Genomic DNA, 23,606 nt, shown 5'->3' with positions numbered 1-23,606 from the left:
GGATTCTTAGAGACATGGTTACGTATGAAGATATCACTCGAATGCGAAAAGCAATCGTTGAGTATGGAAACCAGTTTAAGGATACAGAACTCCGCAAAAAAAGACTTGATGACCTGCTCCCTGCACTTAGTGCAGCAATGGAACGCCCAGTCACTGCGCAGGAACTGCCTGCCCTTATGTACCAAAATTTTGATGACCTCACGAGGAGGGGGATATTAGATCGAGATTTAGCCCATGTGTTAGATTATCATATTAGAAAAGAAGAAGCTGCATTAGACCGAGTTGCACACTTAGTTGATATAGATGTTCGCCATGTTGATGTTTCTCAACTCGAAGAAGCTGCACTAAAGATGATGACCCTATCTCCGCGTGAGTACGGCGTTCTGACTGCTGAAAGGGGATTGGAGAATGAGGGCGGAGAGAGTGATTTAAACGCGTGGCTCGATAGTACGATTCTCTTTGGGTTGGTCAAAGCACGCGGGCACGAGCTGCCAGTACAAGAGGTTCGTGAAAAACTGCTCGCACGCGATTCCGGTGTCGGATATTTCAGAGGGATGTTTGAATCAGAGTTCGGTTTTATGACGCGAGACGACGGTGGTGTTACCGGCCGCGGAGAGGGCATTGATGGCGTGAGAGACGAATATCATCGAGCAAAAGAAGGACAAGGGAAAAGATTGAAACGCCATGAAGCTTTCGATGCACAATTACGCACACGCAACCTCACGTCGCCACCAAAGTTGCTTTCTGATAAGACCATTGACTTTACTTTGTCAGAATTTACACCATTAGCGCTTGCATTTTTATCTGACCAAAGACTTGCAGTACTGGTAAAGCCAGAAGATAGTGAAGATGACATCCGACAGCATGAATATGCAGATATGGTGCTCTACCTCATCAGAACGGATACCCTTCCAACGTATTCAGGACGCACAATAGAGACCGGGATGAAAGCACTCTTTGATGGTGCTGTAGGTACGACCAGTTTCGAAGGCAGCCTCAGCATTGGAAGCGATGGCACATTGTATGTTGTTGGCGCTAATGCGCGACAGAATAAGATGGTCAAGCGATACACTCCTAATCTTCAGGAGATAACGGAAACAGAGGACAAATTTAACCGCGCAATACAACTGCTCAAAGCAGAAGATATACTTCAATATCCACGAGAGATTAGCCAGGTTACTGAACAAGATGGAGTTTTCTATTTTAATCTCAGCCCAAACAATGCGATAGAACGGAGCCACAATAATATTATTGCTGCATCAAATGGACAGCAAATTATTGGAACGCCCATCAGATACCACCCCTGGTCAGGTGGCATAAAAACAAGTGAGTGGAGTGATGGTTCACGTATTGTGATTGATGGAAAGAGGTTATATTTCAAAGCAGCCAATATCATGGCGGTTGATCGGAGATTAGGGCAATTAACAGAGAGCCAAAAACCATTCCCCCTTATCGATCCGAAAGAGATTGAGCGCAGGTGCCTTCCCATGAACCATTCGATCCATAATGGTGTCTTGTACGCCCTCACGAAAATGCCCGACGAAGAAGTGGGCAGCATTAAAGCGTACCGCCTTCCAACAGAACGGGGAGAGCCTGGAACTTTCTTGAGCCATTTCTACCCCGAAAACTATCAGGGAAATGCAGAAACAGTTCGCACCATGGCCATCAGCAGAGGCGGGTTGCTTGCGTATTCTGATGTTCAAGGGAAAAAAGTACATGTGTACCAGATAGAAAAATAAAGAAGAATAAAACAAAAATAAAAAGTTTCTCAGCTTGCATTGTTACTGCGTTTACTGCACTGCTCCAAGATACGCCTGCTGCGGCACGGTTTGTCCATGCATTATACTCAGCGCAGCAGACAGTGAGTCCCGATAGGTTTCTGCCTGCACCGTAGCAAGCGTTTGCTGAAGATGGTCAAGCGCATGCTCATGGGGCGCCATGCGCAACGCTGCATACAGCGCAAAGCCGTTGGCCATGCTGCCTTGCATATCTTCAATTCTTTCGACGGCAGTCCACGCTCTCCCCAAGGAATTGTTGAGCACATAGTTAACGCTCCGGTCTGCAGCAAACGATTTTTCAAGTGTGGTTATCCGGCGAGTTCGTTGCCCAATCTGTGCAGCGAGTTTGCTTTCTGCCCGAAACAACACTGTGCCGCTGGTGCAGGCAACTCCAGCAGTTTCATCGTGCCGAATCAAGTCGTACATATCGCGATCCAGTCCAAGCTGCTTTTGTTCTTCAGCAAGATGTCCGGTTTTTTGTTCCATTCGCCGATACTGTTCTTCTTCGAGCGCCGCTAGCGTGTCAGCAAGGCCGACATAATGGTGCTTGAGCCCGTCAAGAACGCCGACCGCTGTTCCGAGTGCACGTTGGTACTCCTGCCGGTTGGCGCCATCAGCCAAGTCGCTCAATGCATAGGATCGAAGCTCGTCATGCGCAGCCTGAAATTCAGAAAGCAGCGTTGCAACATCTTTGTAGGGCTGGTGAGATGATTCAGGTGGTGCTGGCTTGCCAGTGATCGGCGTGCTGGTGGCGACGATGGAGTCGAGCAACGCATCGAGCTCATCAGGTTGGAATGTTTTTTCCCGCTCTTTCCGCTTGGTCAACAGAATGGGCTGGGCATCGCTTCCCGGATGATGACACGGGTCTAATGCCACTCCTTCTTCTGCTGCCAGCACTTCAAGCGGAAGCAGCTCTGATTCCCACTCCACATAGTCGCGCTCATATACTGCACTAACTTCTTCGTATTCATCAAATGTTCTTGCTTGCGTTCTTGCTTGTACCATCAGTTACACCTCGTTGTAGTTATTTTTTTGTTTTTTATACGATGATGATAGCGTGCCCGCTGCACGAATTCAAAAAAAAATACGGCAGAGCCTAGTGGCTATGCGCACATGAAACCAAAAATAAATAAAACAAAATCAGATATCTAATTTGGTCAATTCTTCAATGTCATCGAAATTGATGTCCTCATCAAGTTCCCTTGACAAGTCTGCCAGTTCTTGTTCGTCATGGTCAGTGATGACTGTATTTGCTGAATTGGAAAGGGCAGATGCTCCTGAACCAAGAGGTTGCGCAGGCCCGTCCGGCACCAATTTGCTTTTCTTTGGCCCAAACACGCATCCGGACAATGCAAAGACAACGGCAATTAATACGATGATATGTAGGATTTTTTTCATGAGGACACCCCGCCATTTTTTTTGTTATTGCTCTATTTGAGTTTTTTAGTTTATTTCTACAGCAAACCACTCACGTCCCACCTAAAAAAAATAAAAAACCGCGCTGTCATAGCCGGGTTTGGGATTGGATAACCGACAGCGCGGGAAGGTGGTATTTCTTATTATTCTTGGTATTAGTCGCTCGATGCAGATACTTCAGCAGATGCCTCGGCCTGCGCATTTACATCAGCAGAGACAGTGCTTTCGCGTGCCTCTGAAGATGCAGGTTGTGCAGATGCAGCTGCTTCTGTTTCTGCGGTTGCCCGGAGCTGCACCTTCAGTTCTGCAGTGAGCTTACGAAGCTCTTCCTGTGCAGATTTGAGGTCAGTCCGCGCCTGCTTAACCAGCTCATGCGCCTGTTTCACCACGCTGTCTGCATTTTTTGCTGACTGCGCCTGTGCAAAAAGCGTCACGGCCTGTTCATAGTCTGCTCGTGCTGTGCTCAATTTCGCGTCAAAGGAACCGAGCATGTCGTCGAGAGACGACACATCAGCGCCCTTGCCTTTCAGCAGGTCACGTGCCTTGCTGAATTTTTCTTTGAGTTGGTCCATGCGGTTGATAATGTTGCCCAGCTTTGCCTGCATGAGTACGCCAACGTCCTTTTTGAAAAGGACTCTGGTCTCCTGCCATGCGTCGCGAATTGTTTTTGCCGCAGCCTTAAGCTGCACGCTATCAGCCTCATCTTTTAGCTCTTCAACGGTAACGCGGGCGTTTTTAACATCGATAATCCGCTGTTCAATTTCCGCAACCAGTGTTACTGATGCCTCGTCGGTGATGTCCTCGGAAAGCTTCACTTGATATTTGAGCTTGTTGAGGGATTCAACAACCATGTCAGCTGTTTTCAGGAGAAATGTTTTCACATCGCCTGAAAATTCCTTTTTTATTTCTTTGCAGTGGCTGAAATCAACCTGCGCTTCTGCGGATCGCGTTGCATCAGCATCATTAACTGCGGATTTGGTGTTCTGCATGCAGACGTGATACGCCTTTTTCTGTGCTTCAATTCTCGCGCGTGACTCAACGTGCAGCTTTTTCGCGTCCGCATAATCCTGTTGGGTGCGGCCAAGTGCATGGTTGAGCTGCATCATTTCACCACGGGCAATAAGCCGAGGGGTTTTGAACGCTGCGGGAATTGATTCGAAGAGTTCCTGCTTTTTCTCGCGCAGATTATCAATTTGATCGAGCATTGCTTTCTTTGCTTCCTGAAGCTTTGCCTTTTCTTCGTCGGTCATGCTTGGTTTTTCATCGGACGTTTCATTCGATGTTTCATTCTTCATTGATTTTCTGAAGTCTTTGAAGTCCTCGCGGATTATTTTTTGCTGTCCAGTAATGGCGCGCACTGCTCCTGAAAAATTTCCGTGCCATGCCTTTTTTTCGTCACGCTGTTCTTTGCGCTGTTCCTTTTCAGCTTTTTTTTCAGCGTTGCATTTTTCCATGCATTGCCTGCGCTGGTCATCGGAGACGGTGCCGCTCGAAGATGCCCGGGCAGTTGATTCAATACATGCGTGCACACATTGTGCGTTTTTTATGCCAATGGGCATAGCAAAGGGACGTCGGGCGCCAATTCGAGGCATGCCGGAGACGTCTGCCGAAACAGCAGTGTCAGCAGGTACACCTATATCAGTAGTAGCCGCATCAGTATCTGCCTGTGCAGCTGCGGATGCTCGCACGCCAATTCCAAGCCCGAGGCCTTGGTGTTCTCGTGCAGCAATAGGCACTGCCATGGCCAGAATGGCCATCAAAAAAAGGGCAATCAATGATCCATATCTTTTAATTTGTTTCATGGTATCCCTCCAGTTTTGGTTGAATAGTTTTTGAATGTTTTTGGTCGGTGATGCAACGGCCATTGCGCCCCTGCAACAACCACCAAGGAAATATGAGGCGAAAGTGCTTATAAAGATACTTGCCAAAAGCTTCATGATAAAACTTTATTCAACGTGCATGAAACGAATAAAACTTTACTGAAGCTTTAAAATTGAAAATACGCTGTTTTACGGCTTTTTTTGACTATGTGTACCCGATTAAAGCCCACATTATCGACGTATTTTGCTCGAAAACCATAATGCTTTTATACCCCCTCTTCGACCAGCCCCTTGGGTAAAAATGGTAGCCAAGCGAATAACCGCCATAGGAATTTTTGTGCTTCTTGCTATGCTTATATCGCTTCAGATGGTAAGCGCTGCGGCACTTATCCACGGCACAATTTACAATCTTGACCTCAAAAAACTTGAAAAAGCCGTTGCCGAGATAAGCACCAGCCCCAAGCAGCGCATGGTTTCAACCGATGGCACCTACGCGTTTACTGTTGACAAGGGTGAGTATATTATCCGCGCGCAGTACAAAGAAAATGCATCCCTCCTGACAACAGAAGAGCGTGTCGTGGTCAAGGAAGACGGATCGTATGTGTTTGACCTGTTCCTCCTTCCGAGCTTCGCCGCAGAAGATGATATTCTCGCTGAAAGCGCGCTTGATGTGGACAACATCTTTATCGAAGAGAAGCGGTTTACCACGTACGCCCTTTTTGGTGTTGCGGGAATCATTGTGCTTGTAGTTATTTATGTTTTTTATAAGTTTATGAACAGTCCGGAACGGAAAAAGAAAAAAGTAAGTAGTGAAAATGAGGGAAATAATGAAAATGAAACAGAAGAAACAAGCACCGAAAACGATGAAGACAATGAAATAAAAAAAGAAGAAGACGCAGTGGCACAGCAAGTCATGGAATTTATCAAGGAACAAGACGGCCGTACCACGCAAAAAGAGCTCCGCAAGCAGGTGCCACTTTCAGAGGGAAAAATCAGCCTCGTCCTCACCGAGCTTGAAACCGCAGGAAAAATAAGAAAAATTAAAAAAGGCAGGGGTAATATCATCATTCTAAACACTAAAGATACCAAAGAGGAAAAAGAAAAAGAGGGCAGACATGAAAAACAGGCGAAAAAGCAGTCTTGAACGGCATTCAGCAATGAAGATTCCTTCCCTTGCAAAAAAAGAATTGCAGGAACTTGAGCAGGAAGATGCGGAACTCCCGACAAAAAAACAGCTCGAACAGCAGAACAAAGCATTTATGGGCGAGGCGTCACATGCATCAAAATTATTTACCAAACTTGCACAGATTACCGGACTACAGCGGAAAAAGCGGCGCTAACCACCGAAAACTTCACCATCGTAAGGTTTCATTATGAAAATTCTTATTACCGGAGGCGCTGGATTTATTGGCAGCCATATCGCGCAGGCCTACGCAGCAGCAGGGCACGATGTTGCTATAGTTGATGACTTGAGCACCGGAAAAAAACAACGCGTGCCCACGGGAATGCGCTTCTATCACGCGGACATCCGCAATGCCGCCCAACTTACTGGCATTTTTGAAAAAGAAAAGCCAGATGTGGTGAACCATCACGCCGCGCAGGCAAGCGCCGAGGCTTCAGTGCGCGACCCAGTGAAAGATTATGAAATAAATGTGCTCGGGCTCATTAACGTGCTTGAATGTTCCAGAAAAAATGGTGTTAAAAGAATTATTTTTTCCTCATCAGCAGCGGTGTACGGTGACAAAGAGCCGGGAAAAAACGGGCTGAATGAACAAGATGCGCTCCTCCAACTCTCACCGTACGGCGCCAGCAAGATGACGAGTGAATTGTACCTGCGCTGTTACCAGAATTTGTACAAAATCCCCTTTGTGATTCTGCGGTATGCGAACGTGTACGGGCCGCACCAAGATGGCGGCGAAGCTGGTGTGGTGCCGCTCTTTATTCGCGCTATGTTGGCAGGAAAGCCGTGCACCATTTTCGGGGATGGCGAACAGACGCGTGACTATATTTTTGTTGATGATATTGTAGCGGCGAATGTGCTTGCATTGACCAAAGGGGAGAATGATGTGTTTAACATTGGCACCGGCGCGCAGACAAGCGTAAATCACTTGGCAACAATGTTGAAGGAAATTGTGGGAAAAGGAACAACGGCACATAGCCAAGAACGACCGGGTGATATTCGGCACAGCTTTTTGAATAGTGAAAAAGCGAAGAAGGTGCTTGACTGGCACGCGGAAATCCCATTCAAAGATGGGCTGAAAAAGACGGTGGAATGGTTTAAGAAGCAAGAATAAAAAGATTATTTCATCACAACATCCTTCTCCTTTACCGGCCGGAGCGTTTTAATCCCAATAAAATCGCCTTTCCGCGCGGTTTTGATTGATTCGTGCTCAATCTGCATCGATGTTATTTTTTGCTTGAAGCTCTTGCCGTGGCCGGATATGGTTATAGAATCACCAATCTTGAGCGGCGCTTTGACTTCAACAATCCCGACGCTGATGTGCGGATAGAAATGAGTGACAAGGCCAACAATTTTTTGCTTTGGTGTCGTTTGTGTTGATTTTGATTTTTTTGGAGATGATTTTGATTTTTTCGCGGGTTTTTTAACGACGCGTTTTTGCGTTCGTTTTGTCGCCTTCTTTGCCGCGTGCCGTGTTGTTCGTTTCGCCGGCTTCTTTGTTCCCCTTCTTTTCCCTCTTTTTGATGCCATAGCACAAACAATACATTGTGGCATATAAATAGTTTTTCCTAAAATTTATAAAAACATCCTTGTTAGCGAATGGTATGAACACCATCGATGGCTCGTATCTTGAAGGCGGTGGGCAAATCGTGCGAACCGCAATCGGCATTTCAACGCTCATGGGCAAAGCAGTTACCGTTGATAAAATTCGTGCGGGCCGTGCCGAACCCGGCTTGAAGGCGCAGCACCTCACGGCAATCAAAGCCATGGAACAACTGTGCAATGCATATGGTGATGACGCCGTACTCGGCTCAACCACGATTAACTACGTTCCGGGAAAGCTAAAAGGCCGCACGCTGTCATTGGACATCGGCACGGCCGGCTCAATTACCTTGCTGATGCAATCCCTTCTTCTGCCGCTGGCCTTTTCCGGCGAAAAATTCCGCCTCAAAATAACCGGCGGCACTGATGTTGCATGGAGCCCGAGCTGGGATTATTTCTGCGAAATTATTGTGCCGCAATTTCGGAGATATGCAGACATCATGTGCAAGCTTGAGCAGCGCGGCTATTATCCAAAAGGCGCCGGCAGAGTTGATATAAAGATTGATTCGCACACCACGCTTGACGAGGGGAAAAAAAGTGTGCCGTTTGCGCTTACAGAACAACACCACCTCATCCACATCAAAGGAATTGCGCACGCTTCAGCAACCTTGCAAGACGCGCAGGTTTCCGAGCGCATGGCACGGGGTGCAAAAGTCGCGCTGGGTCAGAAAGTGTCATGCCCGATAAATATAACAGCAGAATATGTGAATACGCCAAGCGACGGCTGCGGCATCACGCTCTGGGCGATTTTCTCCAAAGACAAAAATGATATTGATGCCAAAAATCCGATTCGGCTGGGCGCTGACGTGCTGGGTGAAAAAGGAAAACGGGCAGAGGAAGTGGGAAGTGACTGCGCGCAGAAACTGCTTGCTGAAATTCAGAGCGGCGCTGCGGTTGACCAGCACCTTGCTGACAATTTGATTCCGCTTCTTGGATTGCTTGGCGGGGAAATAAAAACGAGCGAGATAACGAACCACACCAAGACGAATGTATTTGTGGTGGAGCAGATGATGGGGAAGAAAATAGAGATTGAGGGAAAAACGATTCATGCCTGATTTTTAAGGATGGTTATTCATATATTCTCCACCATATAAAGCCTTATTAAACACTTCTTCTCCACATGCTTGCTGGGGACTTATGGCTGAACACTGGTTTAAGGTAGGAAGGGCAGGCATTATACCGCTTGATTCTGCAACGAGTGCCACAACAACCATTGACGAAGTTACTGCTGCCTTACTTGGCAGGCCACTCGAAATTCAACTGCACGGAACACCTGACAAAACATACCACGGATCGACCGGCATCGTCGGCCTTGATGGTTTCATCTCACGAACTGCCATTGAAGTAAAATCAGTTGGAAAAGATGTCGGTGTTGCAGCAAATGGCATTCCGCTCGGTGTTTTTTCAGAGGCAGCACACTATGTTGAAGCGCGCGATTCTTCTCAACCGTTGTTTCTCACGTATGTTCAACAATCCGATCGCCAGATTGAAGTTATTGAATTGAGCACGGATTCTCTGGCAGAACGCACACGAAATCGTTTGGCGGAACGAGAGGAGCGTGCAGCAGCTTCAGCAGCTCCGGCTAGGGCAGCACCACCCGAGATAGTTGTACCGGTGCCAGCGCCTATTCGTGAACGTGAACCTGAACCAATTGCACCGGCACCCCTTCACAAAGAACCGACGCCGCCAAAAGATACAACAGCTGAAGATATGCAGGACATTCTTGTCGAACGGTTATACGAACGAATACGCAAAGACTATTATGACGGTGAACGAAAACAAATAAAATTTGCAGAAGGAATAAGATATGATTCGGACCATATTGTTGGATATGGCATTGCAAAAAGTTTAGCAGGATTTACAACAGGTGGAACAGCACACAAGTATATGGATAGTAAAGGATTACGAAAAGACGACGGTGCAGAAGCTCGAAACGTGCTCAAAGTAAAATTATGGCGCGAAAGTGCTCCTGGTAAAACACCAACACAATCGTTATCACTCGATGAACTTGCAGATTTATTTGGTGCTTCTGAAGATGAAATAATCAACGCACATAATTCAGGTGTATTTAATCCGAAACACGAATACAAGCCAAGAGATGCAAGCCGGTTTAAAACCGCGCAGGAAAAAGTATTTTTTGAAGTGTTTGACACAGCATTGGAAAAGGCGGTAAAAGAATATGAAAGTGAAACACCAGAACAAGTGCCACCACGCGTGGCTGAACCAGCGCCACGCGTGCCTGAATCTGTACCAGCGGTTGAACCAGCTCCTGTAACTCCTGCTCCACCTCCCTCTCCCCGTTCTGTTCCTTCACGTCCCCTGCTCGAAGAACTTGCGCAGGCTGTGTTTAGCCACCTCGTGCAAACCGGCCAGTACACTGCTGAAGGAATTATGCTTGGCTACGATGCCGAGCACCAACAACTTGTTGCGCACAGCCAAACACTGACCCCATCATCCCCTGCCGATATTCCTTTGCTTGCAGTAACCCCACACCAAGCACGAGAAGGAAGCGATGGATATAACGCTCGCTATACGTCATACCAACGCTATGTTAACGAAGTCTATGCAGACGCTTTTGGCCATGTTCCCTTTTCCCTCCATCAAAAATTCTCTCCCCTTGATGTCAAATTCTTTGGGCTTTACAAATCAGCGGGCGATGTTCGCATCAGAACCTACGCTGATTTGGAAGCATCTCTCGGCATTGATTCTGCCCTTGCACATCGCGCAGTGGAAGATGGTTTACTGAAAAAAGCAAAGACCGTTGACCTTGACTGGCCAAGCATCAATAATCTCCTTCCTCAACTGTTTCCGATTGTGCGGGAGCACCAGTCAGTATGGTATCAAGAGCTTACCGGCGGCGCAGTGGCTGGTGAAGCACCATCAGAAGCAGAAGAGCAGAGAATAGCAGCTCGTGCCGCAACGATTGATACGGTGGTTGAACCGGATGCACCGGATGCGCCCGCACCACCACATCCTGCCGCTTCAGCAGCATCTGCCGGAAGAAAATTCGTTCTGTCCGATGATTTACTTCTCACCGACCCACTCCGCTATCTTGCGCAGGGAATAGAAAGGGGAATACGCTATCAAAAGCTGTATGATCCGACGACAGATATGATTACGCTTCCCGGCCACAAGCCGATTAAAAGTGGGGATGTTCCCCGGTATTACAAAGTTCGTGAACTATTAAAAACCAGAATAACCGATGGGGCGTTTCAACAATGGAAAGGAAAAGAGCATCCATTGCTGCGCCATCATCATGATGCACCTGCAGGAGTAATGATGGAGGATATTCTTGCCATCCATCTGAGTGATCTTACAGATGTAAAGAAATATTTGGATGTAGAAATAGCTGGATTTTTTGGTGTGCCATTTGAAGCCATCCAAAGATTACAAGGACAAAAATACTTTGCCGCTGTTGAAAAATTCGCTAAACCAGCCACGCCTGTCCGCCAGCGATTCCGTGAATCATTCAACCTCGCCTTCGACACGATGAAAGCAGGCGGCACATTGTTGGGTGACTATGTTGCGGCAGAATCCGCGAATGTAGATTCTCCAGCCACTCGACCTGCCCCTGCGCCATCTCCAGCTCTCTCACCAATACCAGTTCCTCCTCCGGCACCATCGCCAGCTCCTGCGCCAACACCAATAGCTGCATCAATTGATGACGTACTTGTTTCGGTTCCTGCTCCTGCTTCACCAGCTTCAGCACGCCCAGAAGTTCCCGCTCCTGCCACTTCATCATCAACCCATCCATTCGACGACACATACGCAATGGCGTACCTCGCAACGGCGTTACGGCATAAAATTCTGGAGAAAGGATACTATAATACAGCACAGCGCCGGATACGATTTGATGACCAACATTTGTATGTGCCAAACATGGTTGTGGAATATGTTGTTGCAGCTCAAGTCACGAAAAAAGCTGTTGGAAAACTGCACGAGTTTGTCAATACCCATAGATTAAAAGCATCAGGATTAGGCATCGCCGCAAGCACGGCATTGAAAATTAAATTATGGGCAGAAGTTGACCTTAAGCCAGAGCCATTAGCACCGCCAAACCATGCGGCACTGTACGCTATTCTTGGCCCAGAACTTCTACAGGTGTATTCAAAAACAAATCTTTTTACGCCTGAATCAGGCACTCCAACGGCATCAGACATCAAGGCGCGCCAACGTGAAGTCTATTTCAAAGCGTTTGATTATGCATTGGAATCATTGACGGGACGCACAACGGTTGAAGATGTTGTCGGGCTTCCCAAGGGAACAAAAGTGGTGATACCCTCGCTGGAAGAAAAGGTTGCATCGCCTGCAGGAGAACAGGCACCACTTGCACCAGCATCGGCGGCAGAAACAACAGGATATACTGCACCAGCTCCCGCAGGAACAACACCTTCAAAAAGAGAAGAAACACCGGTGTTAGTACAGCCAGAACGAAGATCCGGCTCTCTCGGCGCACGAATAACACCGCGCGCCGAAGATGGTGTGTACCAGTATCGCCTGAGCACTGCACCGAAGAATGAAGAAGAAGCCGTCGCGTTGCTTGTGGCCGCATATCAGCCGGAATTTTCACGGCGGCTCTTTGAGTACATGAGAAGATCAGGCAGATTTGCAGCCGACCAGATTGTCCTGAAAGGCAATGACGCAGAGCACGCCTACGGCGTTGAAGATATTGTGCTCACCTCTGATCTTGCTGAATTGATGCCTCCGCAAGTAACACCCGGGCGCATCAACGCGGCCATACGCCAATTCCCTGACACTATGCGAAAAGCAGTGACTGGAGAAGGGTATCATGTTTCTCCTTTTGTTGCAGCGGCGATTTTGTATGAGCCGTTTTCATGGAAAAAATCGGATGGAACAAAAATTCCTGTGAACCGCATCATGCCTGCGCTGTTGCTTGATGGAGAAAAACCAGACCTACAGTTGGAAAAATACATCCGGGAGTATATGGCAACGGAAAAGTTGGGCGATCAACAACTCATAGGGTATGACGTATTTTCAAAAGCATATTGGAAGCTGGCAGCAGGATGGGCGCAGGCAATGCATTACGATGATTCGCGGGCAGAATTGATGAAACAGGTTGGATTCCTTGATGAGAACCAAACCATGAAGGTGCTGACACAACACGGTGTCCCTGCTGATGCAGGATATCATGCACTTGAAACTCAACTGCGAAAGGCAGGAAAAACGCTTTTCGGATTGGCGCATGTCAACGATGTTGAAGCCATGGCGCCGAGATTGCTTGAGTAATATTTTTAAAAGAAGAAAATAACGGTGAAAGGCATGGCCGATGTTCTTCAATTCAGCAAACCTGAAGAAATTTCTCCGCGCACTCTACGAGAGCTGCAAGAATTTAGTCTCCTTGACCGGCTGTCACAAGAAACAGTGCAAAGTCTTGGGCTGCAACGCTATGCAGAGCGCGCATTTCCACTGCATTCTTTTTCTCAAGAGCCAGAATATTTTGTCGGCTCCATTGTTGCGCAGATACTGGTGGACGATCCTGCACAGGCACCCTTATTTTCAACTGAAATTCCACTGGAACGTCTCGTGCTGCAGAATATTGGCGGTGTGCGGCTGGAAGAGGCAAATGAGAGAGAGAGGCTTGACTATTTGAGAGAAAATGGTGTGATTGCAATGCTTCCTAACCAAAATGTCTCGATAAGCACCATAGATTTTGTACTCCGAGATTTCATTGCAATGACATTTGGAAATCCACCAGCCTATGAAAGCGAGCATCCGGCTGCGGATATTATGCCCATTGAAGCATACCGAAAACCAGAAGGAGAAGAAGAAACAGGGAATAGTGACGATGCCTTTATCATACAAAGAAAAGTCACTTTGCGCACGCGTGACTTTGGCACGCCGTCACGAAGCTTGGAACGCGCGCTTAAAAAATTAAAACAAGACATTCCTGATAAATCTCTGTACAAGCGTAAAAAACCAGCGACAAATCATCACATAGGAGCAACGAGTTCACCCAACACATTAAAACATAAAAGTTATGGCGTAAATCTTGTCAGGGAATTTGAACACGAACTTGCAGAGATGACACCTGAAGAGTTAGAGGAGTTTGAAAAAGAATTGGACGAAGGAGGAAAAACATCAAAACAGATACTTGCTGAGGCACCGAAACAATTAACGTACACCCAAACCCTTGAGGTCATGACGGCATTAAAATACTCCATTGACCCCGGCTTTCCTAACTATGGCATGCAGAAATTGTTGAAAAGATATGGTGGGTTACGAACCATGGGAGGCAGTGCCGGAACACTGAAAAAGAAAGACTTTATTGAGGCATACCGACAAGTACTTGAAACATTTTATCCGATAACGGGGCAGGAAGTGGCAAGCTATCTTATGTATCGTGCGGCAAAATCTCGCTTTGATATGCACGGCAGAAATATCGGAAAAATGCTGTCAGAGCTGTATATCGGGTGCAGGCCGATAGAATTTAATGGCGTTGAATATTTTGATCCTCGGCGAGTACAGGAAGTGTGTGAGATTCCCCTTCCTGACCTTGATGAAATGAGAATTTTGCCGGCGGCACTGGCATTGAATCTCGTGCGGGAATATGAAGAATCGTATGGTGTCAGAAGAATGCCGTATGTTTCGCGCGAGTTGGTTGACCGGTTGCCCAAGTACACGCTCGTGCCGGAGCAGGATATTACTGATAGATTGGGTGCAGTCACCGGAAAAAAACCAGCATACCTACAACCGAAAAAAAGTGGTGAGCTGATAACGCGGGAGGATTTGGAAGCAGGAGTCATTGCAATGCTGAAACATGGGTATCACGTTGAGGAAATGCAGTGCGCGGATACTGAAACTCCCATTGGAAGATTCTATCGGGAACGTGATGAGCAGTATAGGCCAAAAGAAAGAACAGGGCGTAGGCCAGAAATAGTTTCTGAAACAGACAAAACGTATGGATCCATTGAGGACATTGACTTCTTGGGCGATGACGAGAAGGAAGAAGAACAATCGCCGGGAGGCTTTGCACCATTACATTCCGTATCAGAAGCGTTAGACTCTACATTTGACCGAGAAATCGTACCTGATAAAGAACTGGTTGCACCGAAAGAAGTGCTCTTTGAGTTAGAAAAATAAACGAGTGATGCCATGTCCGCCGCAACCGTTCTCCCCTTTCCTGCACCGCAGCAAGATAGAAGTCTGGAGCAGCTCGCAGAAACATTTATGACAGCAACGGCGTATCAGCTCGCTGTCGGAGGAATGTTCAGGGCATATTCCAGAGCCGAATTGCTCCAGCGCGGCACGCCGGAAAGAATAGTCGACAAAAGCTTTCCGCTGTATTCTTTTTCCGGCGAGCCAACGTATTTTGTCGCGTCAGTCATTGCTGCGGCACTGCAGGAATATCCGGAGCTACGAAAACAAGCTGGCGATACACTCGCAGGCATACCGCACAGCGAATTTACCGTCACCCAGTTGGGAGGAGTTGGACTAAACAAAAACACCGTCGACGAACGGCTTGCGTATCTGACAGAAGCCGGCATTCTTCCGGAAGGGAATGTTCCCCTGCAGTTGGTTAATGCTGTCTTGTGGGATGTGCTGTATGCAACGTATGGGCTGCCGGTTGAATATGAAAAAAAAGTAGTGGGAATGCCGAAGAAAGAAACAAGAGAAACAAAAGAGAAAAAAAGGAGAGAGATACGCGATGGCGAAGAAGAAGCGTTTGCGACGGAGTATATGCCGCTGGTAAAACGTTTAGCATATCGCATTGCTCAACGCTTGCCGCGCAGCGTTGAGGTTGATGATTTAATCAGTGAAGGATACCTCGGCCTTTTGGACGCCAAAAAAAAATTTGATGCAAAACAAGGTGGTTTCAGGCCGTATGCAGAAATGCGCATCCGCGGCACGATATTGGATTATTTACGCCACCTTGATGGGGTTTCTCGCAGCGTGCGTGAACGGCTCAAGGATGTGGAAGATGCGCGCGCTGCATTGCTGTTTGAAACAGGAACAACGGATATTCCACTCGAACAGATTCTTGAGCGTGCCGGCATTACACAAGAACAATATGACGAAGCACAAGTGAGCGCACCAAGGGTTATGAGTTTGGATGATAAGCCTAAAGATAAAAATGGAAAATATATTGATGTTCCCCGAGTAGTACCTGATGAAAAAAGTGTCTATCTTGACACGATGGCAGCGCTACGCCAAGAAGAATCAATGCTGTGGGGCGCGTTGGATAGCATTACCTTTTCAACTGCAGAAGGAGTTCCCTGTAGGCCGGAAACACAACAAAATATGAGAATTTTTCTAAGATTGTATTACAAAGAAGATTTAAATTTAAAAGAGATCGGCCGCATTTTGGGTTTCACTGAATCTCGCGCCAGCCAACTCCATTCGGCAGCCTTAGTAAATCTTCGCCGTTGTTTGAATCCTGATGATTTTGAATAATGAAATTACGAGATTAGCCAATCAGTACCAACACCTTTTTAAAATAATAAACACCACACAAGAACTTTATGGCAACGGTGCTCCCTTTTTTAAAGCAGGGTTCAAGCGAACTTCCCCCTCATCTACGTAAAGAGCTGCAAGCACTTCCACTTCTTGATACCATGTCAACAGAAACAGTTATTGCTCTTGGCCTCCAACGCTATGCAGACCGAGCATTTCCCCTGTATTCTTTTTCTCAAGAGCCCTATTATTTTGTCGGCTCAATTGTCGCACAGATGATTGCAGAAGACCCATCAAAAGCAGAACACTTTGCAACTGAAATTCCGCTTGATGATCTCGTACTCCAAAAAATTGGTGGCGTGAAGCTCGAAGAGACAAATGTGAGAGAGAGACTCCACTATCTGAAAGAAAAAGGGGAGATTGAGGTACGAAATGAGCATGTGTCTGTCAGTTCACTTGATTTTATTCTCGAACGTTTCATCACGACCGCATTTGACAGGACACCTTATGAAACGCCGCCGGAAGCAGAGATTGTCCGGCTTCCGGTTAAGAAATTGAAAAAACCAATGCCTCAACGTGCACAAAAACTACCTTTGGAAGATAGACAGGCATTAAAAGAGCAACAGTATGAATGGGGCCACACGGTACAAGCGTACGGCCCGGACAGTGAAGAGGGAAAAGAAGCGGTTAAGCGCCTGGTTGAGTCATCAGTACACTTTGTCTATCAGGTCGTACATCAGATGGGCATACACCCTCGTACGAACAAACAAGCATGGGATGAATCAGTGAGCAGTGGCTATTTGGGCGCCATGAGCGCCGCGCGGAAATATGACCCTAAAAAAGGCAAGAATTTTATCACCTATGCCGTGCATTGGATAAAAGCACAAATCTATGCTGACAACATAGCGAACAGAAGAATGGTGAAGATAGGAACAAGCCAAGTGCAAAGAAAATTATATTATCTGCTGCCAAAAGTAGGAACAAGCCGTATGCCTGAATTATTATATGAAGACCATGAAGCAACACCTGAAGAGATTGCTGCACACTTTAACGTTTCGCCAAAGTCAGTAAGAGGCATGCAGCAGCGCTTGGCAGATGGTGATGCGTCTCTTGACAGCCTAACAGCTGACGACAAGAATTTATATTCAAGGGTTGCGTCAAATGCTCCAACCCCGGAAGAGATGATTACTCCCAACGCCCCATTTGCCAATCAGGCAATTCGCGGGGTACTTCATGTACTGGACGAACGCGAAAAATATATTGTTGACTGCCACCTGCTCCGCGAAGAGCCAATGACACTCGAGGCAATTGGAGACCAGTTGGGCATCACCCGTGAGCGAACGAGGCAGCTCGAAAACCGCGCCAAGGAAAAAATGCGCCAAGCGCTTGTTAAAGAATATCCTGATTTGTACCAGAAATAGAGAATGAGTAGATTTCGAATGACCAATCCACAAACTATTTAAATAAAAAAGCCACCAACACACATTATGAGTATAAAAAGAGGAATGAGTGACCACCGTGACCTTCTGTTAGTCTTAATCACCGCAGCAGTTGCGCTGGGCGGCATCTACCAATACTCGCAGTCAATCAATGAAACACCACAAACAAACTATGTGCTGGTGGAATACACGAACGAGCTTCCTGCAGGAGGAAGCCAGAGCCTGACGGGAAATCTCGTCAGCGAACAGCCACCGCTTGCAGTCAAGCGGCTGATGGATGAAACACCGTCACAATATCGATTCAGAACCAAGTACGGCTGCTACCAGCGCTGCACCTGCTCCTACGCAGACACCTGCCAATGCTTCTATGGCGGCTGTTTTACCGTGGGAGACGAGCCGGAAAAGATACCCACCCCAACAAAAGAATATACCTCTGTTGGCGAACACCGACTCAATAGCATGGTGCTTCCGGGCAATCGGCGATACTATGGGCCGGATCAATAAGTGAAAAAAAATTAATTCTAAAAGCATAAAAATATATCTAAAAAATTAAAAGACAAAAGAAGTAGAGAAAAAAAGATAAAAAAACATATTTATCCAATAACCGCTTCTTTCACTTGCATCCGCATTGACGCGGGAGAGCGCGCAAGTTTGACGTATTTCTCCTCGTCGCGCAATACTTGCTTGACGAGCTTGCGGTAGTCTTCAGCACCGCGCGAGTTTGGGGCGTAGTCGAAGATTGACTTCTTCTCTGCCGGCGCCTCTTTGAGCGTTGCATTGACACGAATCGGGTCAGAGACCAGCTCGTAGAACTCGCTCTGCATTTGTTTCAGCACGGTATTGCACACTTTATTGCGTACATCGTAGAGCGTGGGAACCACCTTGCTGATGGTCAGGCTGTGGCCGAACACGTCATTGATTTTGTCAACAATAAAGCGCATTTTTCGCAGCGCATCAATCCCGAGAATGTCGGTGGATGCCGGAATAAGCGCTTCGGTTGCAAACAGCATGGCGTTCTGGTTCAGCAGGCCGAGGCTCGGCGGGCAGTCAAGCAGCACGTAATCATAGCCTGCAAGGTTTTGCAGTTTTCTCCGAAGTGTCATTTCACGGGAGCTTTCGCCCACGAGAATGAGCTCGGCTTTTGCCAGTGTTTCCCTGCTTTTGATAAGGTCGAGATTTTCGGTGACGCCGGAGATGCACTCGCGGATGTCGGCGTTTTCAACCAGAAAGTCGTACAGGTCTTTTTTTGACTCTGCTGGCAGGCAGGTGCCGACGTTTCCTTGCGCATCAAGGTCGATAATGAGAACTTTTTTTCCTTCCTTGGCAAGACCAACGCCGAGGTTTACAGCGGTGGTTGTTTTTGCCACGCCGCCTTTTTGGTTAATAATGCAGATTTTTCTCATGCTATCCCCTCTTTTTGGCTGATTTTTTCTTTTTCTCTTTTAAGTGTATACAGGTTTCAACACATCACACTCGCCACTGGTTTATAAATATTTTGATTGTAGAAAACAAGAAACAAAACAAGAAACAAAACGAGAAACAAAACGAGAAAACAAAATGATGAATGTACATCGAGACAATAGAGCGTACAACAAGAAAAATGAGCACAAAAAAACACAAAAATCAGCAGAGCGCGCCGAGCTCAATGTCCGTCTTGAGCTCAACCACATCAAAGTAAATTTTCCGGCGGTCTGCTTCAGCAAGGTTGAATGTTTTGTACGCTTCCTGAATCGCCGCGTAGATTTGCTTGGCAAGATCGAAGGTGCCGGCGACAATGGCGTCGCGCGCCTGCTCAATCATTGCGTAGATCTCAACTTTTTCGCGCGAGTCGGCCTCGAAAATCTCTTTTGCAGTATTTTTCTGCTGCTGAACTGATGACAATGCTGCAACCGCGTTTATGCTGTTGGTTTCAAGCTGGTTGAGCTGCTCCTGAATGTGGGCATGCTCCTGCTCAAGCGCATCTTCTTTCCGTTCCATGAAGTCCTGGCGCTGCTTGAGCCGGTCGTCAGCGACAAAGACCTGTTCCATGTCAGCAACTTTGGCAACGAGCTTGTTGATCTCCTGCTCGAGCGCGCCCCGCTCTTTTTCAAGTTCGGCTGCAATGAGTTTTTTTGATTTTTGCAGCGCCTCAATGTCGTGCTGGAGTGTTTGCTGTTTGATGAGAGATTCTTTTTTGTGTGCGAGAGATTCAATTTCACCGACGATTTTAGTGGCGGCCTTTTCGAGCTCGGCGGTGTTCAGCTTGAGTGAATTATTCGTTTTGATGGCGTCAAGCTTTTCTTGTGCCTCGTCCATTTTTTTCTGGATGTCATGCTCCCGAGCCGTGAGTTCGTTGCCCTTGACATTCAGCATACGCTCATGATTACGCAGCTCGCCTTCACGCATATCCAGTTTTTTCAGCACGTCAATGAGCTCGTTTTCCTTGTCATCGAGCAGCTGCTGGTCGCTCTCGAGCTGTTTGATTTTGCCGATAATCTCATTCTCGCGAGAGTGGAGGCGATGCTCGTCCGTCTCAAGCATCCGGATTTTGTTGAGCAGATGCTCTTCTTTTTCATTGAGCAGGCGTTCAGTTTCAGCGATATCGTGAATGGTCTCTTTTTTCTCGAGCACTGCCTGCTCAAGCTGTCGCTTTTTGGTTTCCAGATCGACGAGATCCCGGCTGAGATGGTCTTTCTGCTGCTGCAAGTCGCCGTAGAGCTTGGTGCGCTCTTCTTCGAGGCTGTGGCCGAGTTTTTCGTGCTCTTTTTCAAATTCAAGGTAGAGTTTTCCTTTTTCCTTGTTGAAGTTTCGCTCGGCACCGGCGATTGCGTGCTCGCGCCGGTCAATCTGTTGCTCCCATATTTTGTACTTGTTTTTGAGCAGCGCTTCTTTTTCCGCGAGCATGAGCGCAACGCGCTGGCTTTCCTGTGCAAGCCGTTCCTTGAGCGCGCGCTGCTGTTCAGTGAGCTCGCGCTCTTCATGGGCAAGGCCTGCCTGTTTTTTTCCGAGCTCAAATTCATGGTGGCGGAGCTCATCGCTGATTTTTTTCAATCGTGCGTCAGCAAGCGATATTTTTTCTTCGCGCGCTGCGAGTTCTTTTTCATGCTTTTCGATGGTGAAAAAACTAGGTGACATCTGCCGGCGGAGCTCATCAGCCTGCGGCTTGAGATTTTTGACCACGGTGAGGAGCCGTTCGCGCTCGTTCGCGAGGCCGCGCAGGGAGCTTTCAATTTTTGTTCGGGCTTTTTTTTCTTCTTCAGTGATGCCGACTCGCATCTGGCCAACAAGCTGGGCGCGACGTTTCGTGAGCGCAACAATGTCGCCTTCAAGCGTGAACCGCTCTTTGAGCAGTTTTTCTTTTTCCTTGAGAAGATATTTTTCCGCGCCGGTAGGCTCTTGCTCTTCTCGAGCTTGTTCTCTGGCCTGCTGTTGAAGTGCGAGGTGATCGAGCTCAATCTGGTGCTTTTTCAGCTCGTCAACGTCAGCGCGCTCCTGTTGTGCGAAGTCACTCGGATAAGCACCGGCAGGAGCGTTTTGAATAGAGGGATGCGATGGGTGCTTTTTGAATCGCGCGAGAAAACCATGCCTATGCGTTGCAGTAGGTGAAGCAGGAGAGGTATGTTCGGGATGGTGATGGCTGGCATTTTTTTCTTTGGCAGGTGCACCATGCGGCGCAGGCGGGAGGCCAAGAACTTTGTCCATGCGCTGAAAATGCTTATTCGCCATCAATCAACCCCCTTGTGAGTAGTACACAGGCAGATTGATATAAAAAGGTTTGTTAGTACTCAAGAATGAATTTTTATGAATTTTTTATATTTTTTATGTTGAAAGGGAAGTTATGCGTTAAAGAGTTCAACGAGATAATCAACAGTCTGGATGGTTTTTTTGTCGCCCAATGGGAGGCCTTGTTCCACTGCGGTAAAGAGATAGTCGTTAACTCGCTCGGTTAGTTCGTGATATCCTCTTCGTTTTGCCACGTCAGAAACAAACCGCGCATTAGGGGGGATATAATTTCCAGCGCAGGCACGCAGCAGGCCATCATCGTCCTCAATCATGCCGAGAATAATGCCGAAAAGTGGATCAGTGTCGGTAATATGCCCGCGCGCGGTATTGGCCAAGGATTCGTTGCGTGTCTGGCGCCCGATTTTATACGCAAGGTACGGCACACGCTCAAGCGCTGGACTGCCAATCTGCTGCCGAAGTTCATCATCGCCTGCGTACTCGGCAAGCCAATATGCGGTCATCAGCCATGAACGAGCACCTGCACCACGTGCACCATTGATAGTGGTTCGATCGGGAGGATGCGTAAATGCCGAACGCCCCCGCTCGACAAATTCAGGAAGGTCAAATATCTTACCCTGAAAATACGCAGCGCCCGGCGCGTTGTTCAGGAAATAATCCCGCGCAGCAGGTTCGGAGTCTTTCAGGCGCCCCAGTTTTTCCGCGTCAGACGGGTACCCATAAAGCACGGCAAGCCGGAAAAAATGGGTAACAGAAAAAGATGCAAAAGATGCATTTGGTATTGGTGGAGCCTGCACCGAGGATGCAGCATCAAATTCAGCCATATCAATTTCAATGGGGATGTCATCCCCCTCATCAGCACCAGCGACAACCATACAAAAAAGAAAAAGTGTTTGGTTTATAATGATTGTTGTGATGGTTAGAAAAGTATATAAAGAATCCAAAAGTCTGTGGGGATATGGGCTACGAAGAAGTTGAACGGATACGCGCATTTTTTTCCGAGTTAGATATCAAGCCAACCTATCTTGAGCATGAAGCAGTGATTACCAGCGAAGACGCGGCTAAGACCAGAGGATTCGCATTACACCAAGGAATCAAAGCACTTCTGTTTACGAATGATGCCAATGCGTGGGTGGTGGTGAATATTCCCGCAGATAAAAAAGTGGATGTGAAACGGGTAGCAGAACAGGTTGGCTGGTCAAAAAATAAAATACGAATGGCAACTCCGGAAGAAGTGATGCGAAAAACCGGCTGTGAGATCGGCGCAGTGCCGCCGTTCGGCCACAAAGAAACCGTGCCGGTGATGGTAGACACGGGAGTGTATGATAATCAAGACAGCGCCTTTAATATCGGCCTCCGAACTCATTCAGTTAAAGTCAAAACAGAGGATATGAAAAAAGTCTTTGAAAAAATCAAGGCAACAGAAGGTGTGTTTTCTAAATAAGCGTGGAACCCAAAAGCTTTATAAACCCCCGCCTTTCCTTGCAGTCGTATGTCCTCAACAAACGAACACACTATACAGTGCATGTCGTGCAAGACCAATGTCGCCGGCGCCAAAGACGTCACCCGATTCCCCTGCCCAAAGTGCGGCAAGGAAATCATCCGCTGTGGCAAGTGCCGCCGCATTGTGGCGCAATACCAGTGCACCTGCGGCTTTCTCGGGCCGAATTAGCACCATGGCAACAGTTGTTATTACCCTGCGAATTATGCCGGAATCTGCTGAGAATGACCTTTCTCTTGTGCAAAAAGAATTAGAAAAAAAGATCACTGAATTCGGGGCAGAATACGGCAAGACCGACGTCGAGGAAGTCGCGTTCGGGCTGAAGTGCCTCAAGACGGTTTTCCTACTGGATGAAAGCCGCGGCTCAACCGACGAGCTTGAAAAAGAAATCCAGACAATACCCGGCGTTGGCTCGGTTGATGTGATTGATGTCAGACGGACGATTGGGTGAACCTTATGGAACAAGCGTACTGGAGACAAAATACAGATACAAGCTGGTATTTACGAACGGAAGAGGGCAGAACAAAACTTTCAGTCGCATATGTTCCACCATTTCTTAATCATGAACCGCGCGGTTTCGAAATTTGGTTCAGGGATCAAAAAGGTGGCACGATCGAGGGTTATTATACCAAACGCCAACTGGTTGGACGCCTGCGCCAGATTGGTCACCCTCTCGATTTAAGACATCCTGGAAATCAAGTTGAAAGAACACTCGCAACATATGTGAGAAAATAGCGA

Annotated in this window: 21 protein-coding genes; 14 read left to right on the top strand and 7 right to left on the bottom strand. The window is 47.4% G+C overall.

Annotation, left to right across the window (positions count from 1 at the left end):
* Window positions 1–14 precede the first annotated feature (14 nt).
* On the top strand, window positions 15–1,739 hold the full coding sequence (locus tag Q7R76_02855) for a hypothetical protein (protein MDO8642510.1): 1,725 nt from the start codon (window positions 15–17) through the stop codon (window positions 1,737–1,739).
* 51 nt (window positions 1,740–1,790) lie between these two features.
* Here the strand turns inward: Q7R76_02855 and Q7R76_02850 are convergent, their stop codons facing one another.
* The 3 genes from Q7R76_02850 to Q7R76_02840 form a co-directional block, all read right to left on the bottom strand.
* Window positions 1,791–2,783 carry a hypothetical protein gene (locus Q7R76_02850; protein ID MDO8642509.1) on the bottom strand — a complete coding sequence of 331 codons (993 nt, stop codon included), beginning with the start codon at window positions 2,781–2,783 and terminating at the stop codon, window positions 1,791–1,793.
* Between the two features lie 135 nt (window positions 2,784–2,918).
* The gene (locus tag Q7R76_02845) at window positions 2,919–3,176 is read right to left on the bottom strand and encodes a hypothetical protein (GenBank protein MDO8642508.1); all 258 of its coding nucleotides are present in this window, start codon (window positions 3,174–3,176) and stop codon (window positions 2,919–2,921) included.
* A gap of 173 nt (window positions 3,177–3,349) precedes the next feature.
* Window positions 3,350–5,059 (bottom strand): hypothetical protein, encoded by a 1,710-nt coding sequence (locus tag Q7R76_02840; GenBank protein ID MDO8642507.1) that lies wholly within the window; start codon window positions 5,057–5,059, stop codon window positions 3,350–3,352.
* 256 nt (window positions 5,060–5,315) lie between these two features.
* Here Q7R76_02840 and Q7R76_02835 point away from each other — a divergent pair, with 256 nt between their 5' ends.
* The 3 genes from Q7R76_02835 to Q7R76_02825 are packed head-to-tail and all read left to right on the top strand — an operon-like array spanning window position 5,316 to window position 7,308.
* Entirely contained in the window at window positions 5,316–6,158 is an 843-nt protein-coding gene (locus tag Q7R76_02835) for a hypothetical protein (protein ID MDO8642506.1), read from the top strand.
* Window positions 6,130–6,354 (top strand): hypothetical protein, encoded by a 225-nt coding sequence (locus Q7R76_02830; protein MDO8642505.1) that lies wholly within the window; start codon window positions 6,130–6,132, stop codon window positions 6,352–6,354. The genes Q7R76_02835 and Q7R76_02830 overlap by 29 nt, the downstream gene beginning before the upstream one ends.
* A gap of 33 nt (window positions 6,355–6,387) precedes the next feature.
* Entirely contained in the window at window positions 6,388–7,308 is a 921-nt protein-coding gene (locus tag Q7R76_02825; GenBank protein ID MDO8642504.1) for an NAD-dependent epimerase/dehydratase family protein, read from the top strand.
* A gap of 5 nt (window positions 7,309–7,313) precedes the next feature.
* Here Q7R76_02825 and Q7R76_02820 read toward each other — a convergent pair whose 3' ends face one another.
* A complete protein-coding gene (locus Q7R76_02820; protein ID MDO8642503.1) occupies window positions 7,314–7,724 on the bottom strand; it encodes a hypothetical protein in 411 nt (136 codons plus the stop codon).
* Window positions 7,725–7,798: 74 nt separating this feature from the next.
* On the opposite strand from Q7R76_02820, the gene rtcA reads away from it, so the two are divergent.
* The 6 genes from rtcA (at window position 7,799) to Q7R76_02790 (ending at window position 18,151) form a co-directional block, all read left to right on the top strand.
* Window positions 7,799–8,851 carry an RNA 3'-terminal phosphate cyclase gene (gene rtcA, locus Q7R76_02815; GenBank protein MDO8642502.1) on the top strand — a complete coding sequence of 351 codons (1,053 nt, stop codon included), beginning with the start codon at window positions 7,799–7,801 and terminating at the stop codon, window positions 8,849–8,851.
* A gap of 82 nt (window positions 8,852–8,933) precedes the next feature.
* Entirely contained in the window at window positions 8,934–13,043 is a 4,110-nt protein-coding gene (locus Q7R76_02810; GenBank protein ID MDO8642501.1) for a hypothetical protein, read from the top strand.
* 33 nt (window positions 13,044–13,076) lie between these two features.
* Window positions 13,077–14,897 (top strand): hypothetical protein, encoded by a 1,821-nt coding sequence (locus tag Q7R76_02805; protein MDO8642500.1) that lies wholly within the window; start codon window positions 13,077–13,079, stop codon window positions 14,895–14,897.
* 12 nt (window positions 14,898–14,909) lie between these two features.
* On the top strand, window positions 14,910–16,208 hold the full coding sequence (locus Q7R76_02800) for a sigma-70 family RNA polymerase sigma factor (protein MDO8642499.1): 1,299 nt from the start codon (window positions 14,910–14,912) through the stop codon (window positions 16,206–16,208).
* 68 nt (window positions 16,209–16,276) lie between these two features.
* A complete protein-coding gene (locus Q7R76_02795; GenBank protein ID MDO8642498.1) occupies window positions 16,277–17,629 on the top strand; it encodes a sigma factor-like helix-turn-helix DNA-binding protein in 1,353 nt (450 codons plus the stop codon).
* Between the two features lie 66 nt (window positions 17,630–17,695).
* Window positions 17,696–18,151, top strand: a complete 456-nt coding sequence (locus Q7R76_02790; protein MDO8642497.1) for a hypothetical protein — start codon at window positions 17,696–17,698, stop codon at window positions 18,149–18,151.
* An 89-nt stretch (window positions 18,152–18,240) separates the two neighbouring features.
* On the opposite strand, the gene Q7R76_02785 is transcribed toward Q7R76_02790, so the two are convergent.
* From Q7R76_02785 to Q7R76_02775, 3 genes are all read right to left on the bottom strand, one after another.
* Window positions 18,241–19,050, bottom strand: a complete 810-nt coding sequence (locus tag Q7R76_02785) for a ParA family protein (protein ID MDO8642496.1) — start codon at window positions 19,048–19,050, stop codon at window positions 18,241–18,243.
* A gap of 220 nt (window positions 19,051–19,270) precedes the next feature.
* A complete protein-coding gene (locus tag Q7R76_02780) occupies window positions 19,271–21,352 on the bottom strand; it encodes a hypothetical protein (protein ID MDO8642495.1) in 2,082 nt (693 codons plus the stop codon).
* A gap of 110 nt (window positions 21,353–21,462) precedes the next feature.
* On the bottom strand, window positions 21,463–22,242 hold the full coding sequence (locus tag Q7R76_02775; protein ID MDO8642494.1) for a hypothetical protein: 780 nt from the start codon (window positions 22,240–22,242) through the stop codon (window positions 21,463–21,465).
* An 83-nt stretch (window positions 22,243–22,325) separates the two neighbouring features.
* On the opposite strand from Q7R76_02775, the gene Q7R76_02770 reads away from it, so the two are divergent.
* From Q7R76_02770 to Q7R76_02755, 4 genes are read left to right on the top strand one after another with little or no spacing between them, the layout of a single operon-like run.
* Entirely contained in the window at window positions 22,326–22,811 is a 486-nt protein-coding gene (locus Q7R76_02770; GenBank protein ID MDO8642493.1) for a YbaK/EbsC family protein, read from the top strand.
* A 48-nt stretch (window positions 22,812–22,859) separates the two neighbouring features.
* Window positions 22,860–23,039 carry a zinc finger domain-containing protein gene (locus Q7R76_02765; GenBank protein MDO8642492.1) on the top strand — a complete coding sequence of 60 codons (180 nt, stop codon included), beginning with the start codon at window positions 22,860–22,862 and terminating at the stop codon, window positions 23,037–23,039.
* A gap of 4 nt (window positions 23,040–23,043) precedes the next feature.
* On the top strand, window positions 23,044–23,319 hold the full coding sequence (locus Q7R76_02760; protein MDO8642491.1) for an elongation factor 1-beta: 276 nt from the start codon (window positions 23,044–23,046) through the stop codon (window positions 23,317–23,319).
* Window positions 23,320–23,324: 5 nt separating this feature from the next.
* Window positions 23,325–23,603 carry a hypothetical protein gene (locus Q7R76_02755; GenBank protein MDO8642490.1) on the top strand — a complete coding sequence of 93 codons (279 nt, stop codon included), beginning with the start codon at window positions 23,325–23,327 and terminating at the stop codon, window positions 23,601–23,603.
* Window positions 23,604–23,606: the final 3 nt, after the last annotated feature.

The organism is Candidatus Woesearchaeota archaeon (assembly GCA_030651375.1).
Taxonomy (GTDB): domain Archaea; phylum Nanobdellota; class Nanobdellia; order Woesearchaeales; family UBA12501; genus JAUSFM01.
Note: the sequence above shows the minus strand (reverse complement) of the source record. Positions and strands in the feature narration are given on the sequence as shown.

What these genes read in the sequence shown, in the direction of transcription:
- Q7R76_02855 (MDO8642510.1), top strand. Translation starts at nt 15, where the DNA reads ATGGTTACGTATGAAGATATCACTCGAATGCGAAAAGCAATCGTTGAG.
- Q7R76_02850 (MDO8642509.1), bottom strand. Translation starts at nt 2,783, where the DNA reads ATGGTACAAGCAAGAACGCAAGCAAGAACATTTGATGAATACGAAGAA.
- Q7R76_02845 (MDO8642508.1), bottom strand. Translation starts at nt 3,176, where the DNA reads ATGAAAAAAATCCTACATATCATCGTATTAATTGCCGTTGTCTTTGCA.
- Q7R76_02840 (MDO8642507.1), bottom strand. Translation starts at nt 5,059, where the DNA reads ATGGCCGTTGCATCACCGACCAAAAACATTCAAAAACTATTCAACCAA.
- Q7R76_02835 (MDO8642506.1), top strand. Translation starts at nt 5,316, where the DNA reads ATGGTAGCCAAGCGAATAACCGCCATAGGAATTTTTGTGCTTCTTGCT.
- Q7R76_02830 (MDO8642505.1), top strand. Translation starts at nt 6,130, where the DNA reads ATGAAAAACAGGCGAAAAAGCAGTCTTGAACGGCATTCAGCAATGAAG.
- Q7R76_02825 (MDO8642504.1), top strand. Translation starts at nt 6,388, where the DNA reads ATGAAAATTCTTATTACCGGAGGCGCTGGATTTATTGGCAGCCATATC.
- Q7R76_02820 (MDO8642503.1), bottom strand. Translation starts at nt 7,724, where the DNA reads ATGGCATCAAAAAGAGGGAAAAGAAGGGGAACAAAGAAGCCGGCGAAA.
- rtcA (MDO8642502.1), top strand. Translation starts at nt 7,799, where the DNA reads ATGAACACCATCGATGGCTCGTATCTTGAAGGCGGTGGGCAAATCGTG.
- Q7R76_02810 (MDO8642501.1), top strand. Translation starts at nt 8,934, where the DNA reads ATGGCTGAACACTGGTTTAAGGTAGGAAGGGCAGGCATTATACCGCTT.
- Q7R76_02805 (MDO8642500.1), top strand. Translation starts at nt 13,077, where the DNA reads ATGGCCGATGTTCTTCAATTCAGCAAACCTGAAGAAATTTCTCCGCGC.
- Q7R76_02800 (MDO8642499.1), top strand. Translation starts at nt 14,910, where the DNA reads ATGTCCGCCGCAACCGTTCTCCCCTTTCCTGCACCGCAGCAAGATAGA.
- Q7R76_02795 (MDO8642498.1), top strand. Translation starts at nt 16,277, where the DNA reads ATGGCAACGGTGCTCCCTTTTTTAAAGCAGGGTTCAAGCGAACTTCCC.
- Q7R76_02790 (MDO8642497.1), top strand. Translation starts at nt 17,696, where the DNA reads ATGAGTATAAAAAGAGGAATGAGTGACCACCGTGACCTTCTGTTAGTC.
- Q7R76_02785 (MDO8642496.1), bottom strand. Translation starts at nt 19,050, where the DNA reads ATGAGAAAAATCTGCATTATTAACCAAAAAGGCGGCGTGGCAAAAACA.
- Q7R76_02780 (MDO8642495.1), bottom strand. Translation starts at nt 21,352, where the DNA reads ATGGCGAATAAGCATTTTCAGCGCATGGACAAAGTTCTTGGCCTCCCG.
- Q7R76_02775 (MDO8642494.1), bottom strand. Translation starts at nt 22,242, where the DNA reads ATGGTTGTCGCTGGTGCTGATGAGGGGGATGACATCCCCATTGAAATT.
- Q7R76_02770 (MDO8642493.1), top strand. Translation starts at nt 22,326, where the DNA reads ATGGGCTACGAAGAAGTTGAACGGATACGCGCATTTTTTTCCGAGTTA.
- Q7R76_02765 (MDO8642492.1), top strand. Translation starts at nt 22,860, where the DNA reads ATGTCCTCAACAAACGAACACACTATACAGTGCATGTCGTGCAAGACC.
- Q7R76_02760 (MDO8642491.1), top strand. Translation starts at nt 23,044, where the DNA reads ATGGCAACAGTTGTTATTACCCTGCGAATTATGCCGGAATCTGCTGAG.
- Q7R76_02755 (MDO8642490.1), top strand. Translation starts at nt 23,325, where the DNA reads ATGGAACAAGCGTACTGGAGACAAAATACAGATACAAGCTGGTATTTA.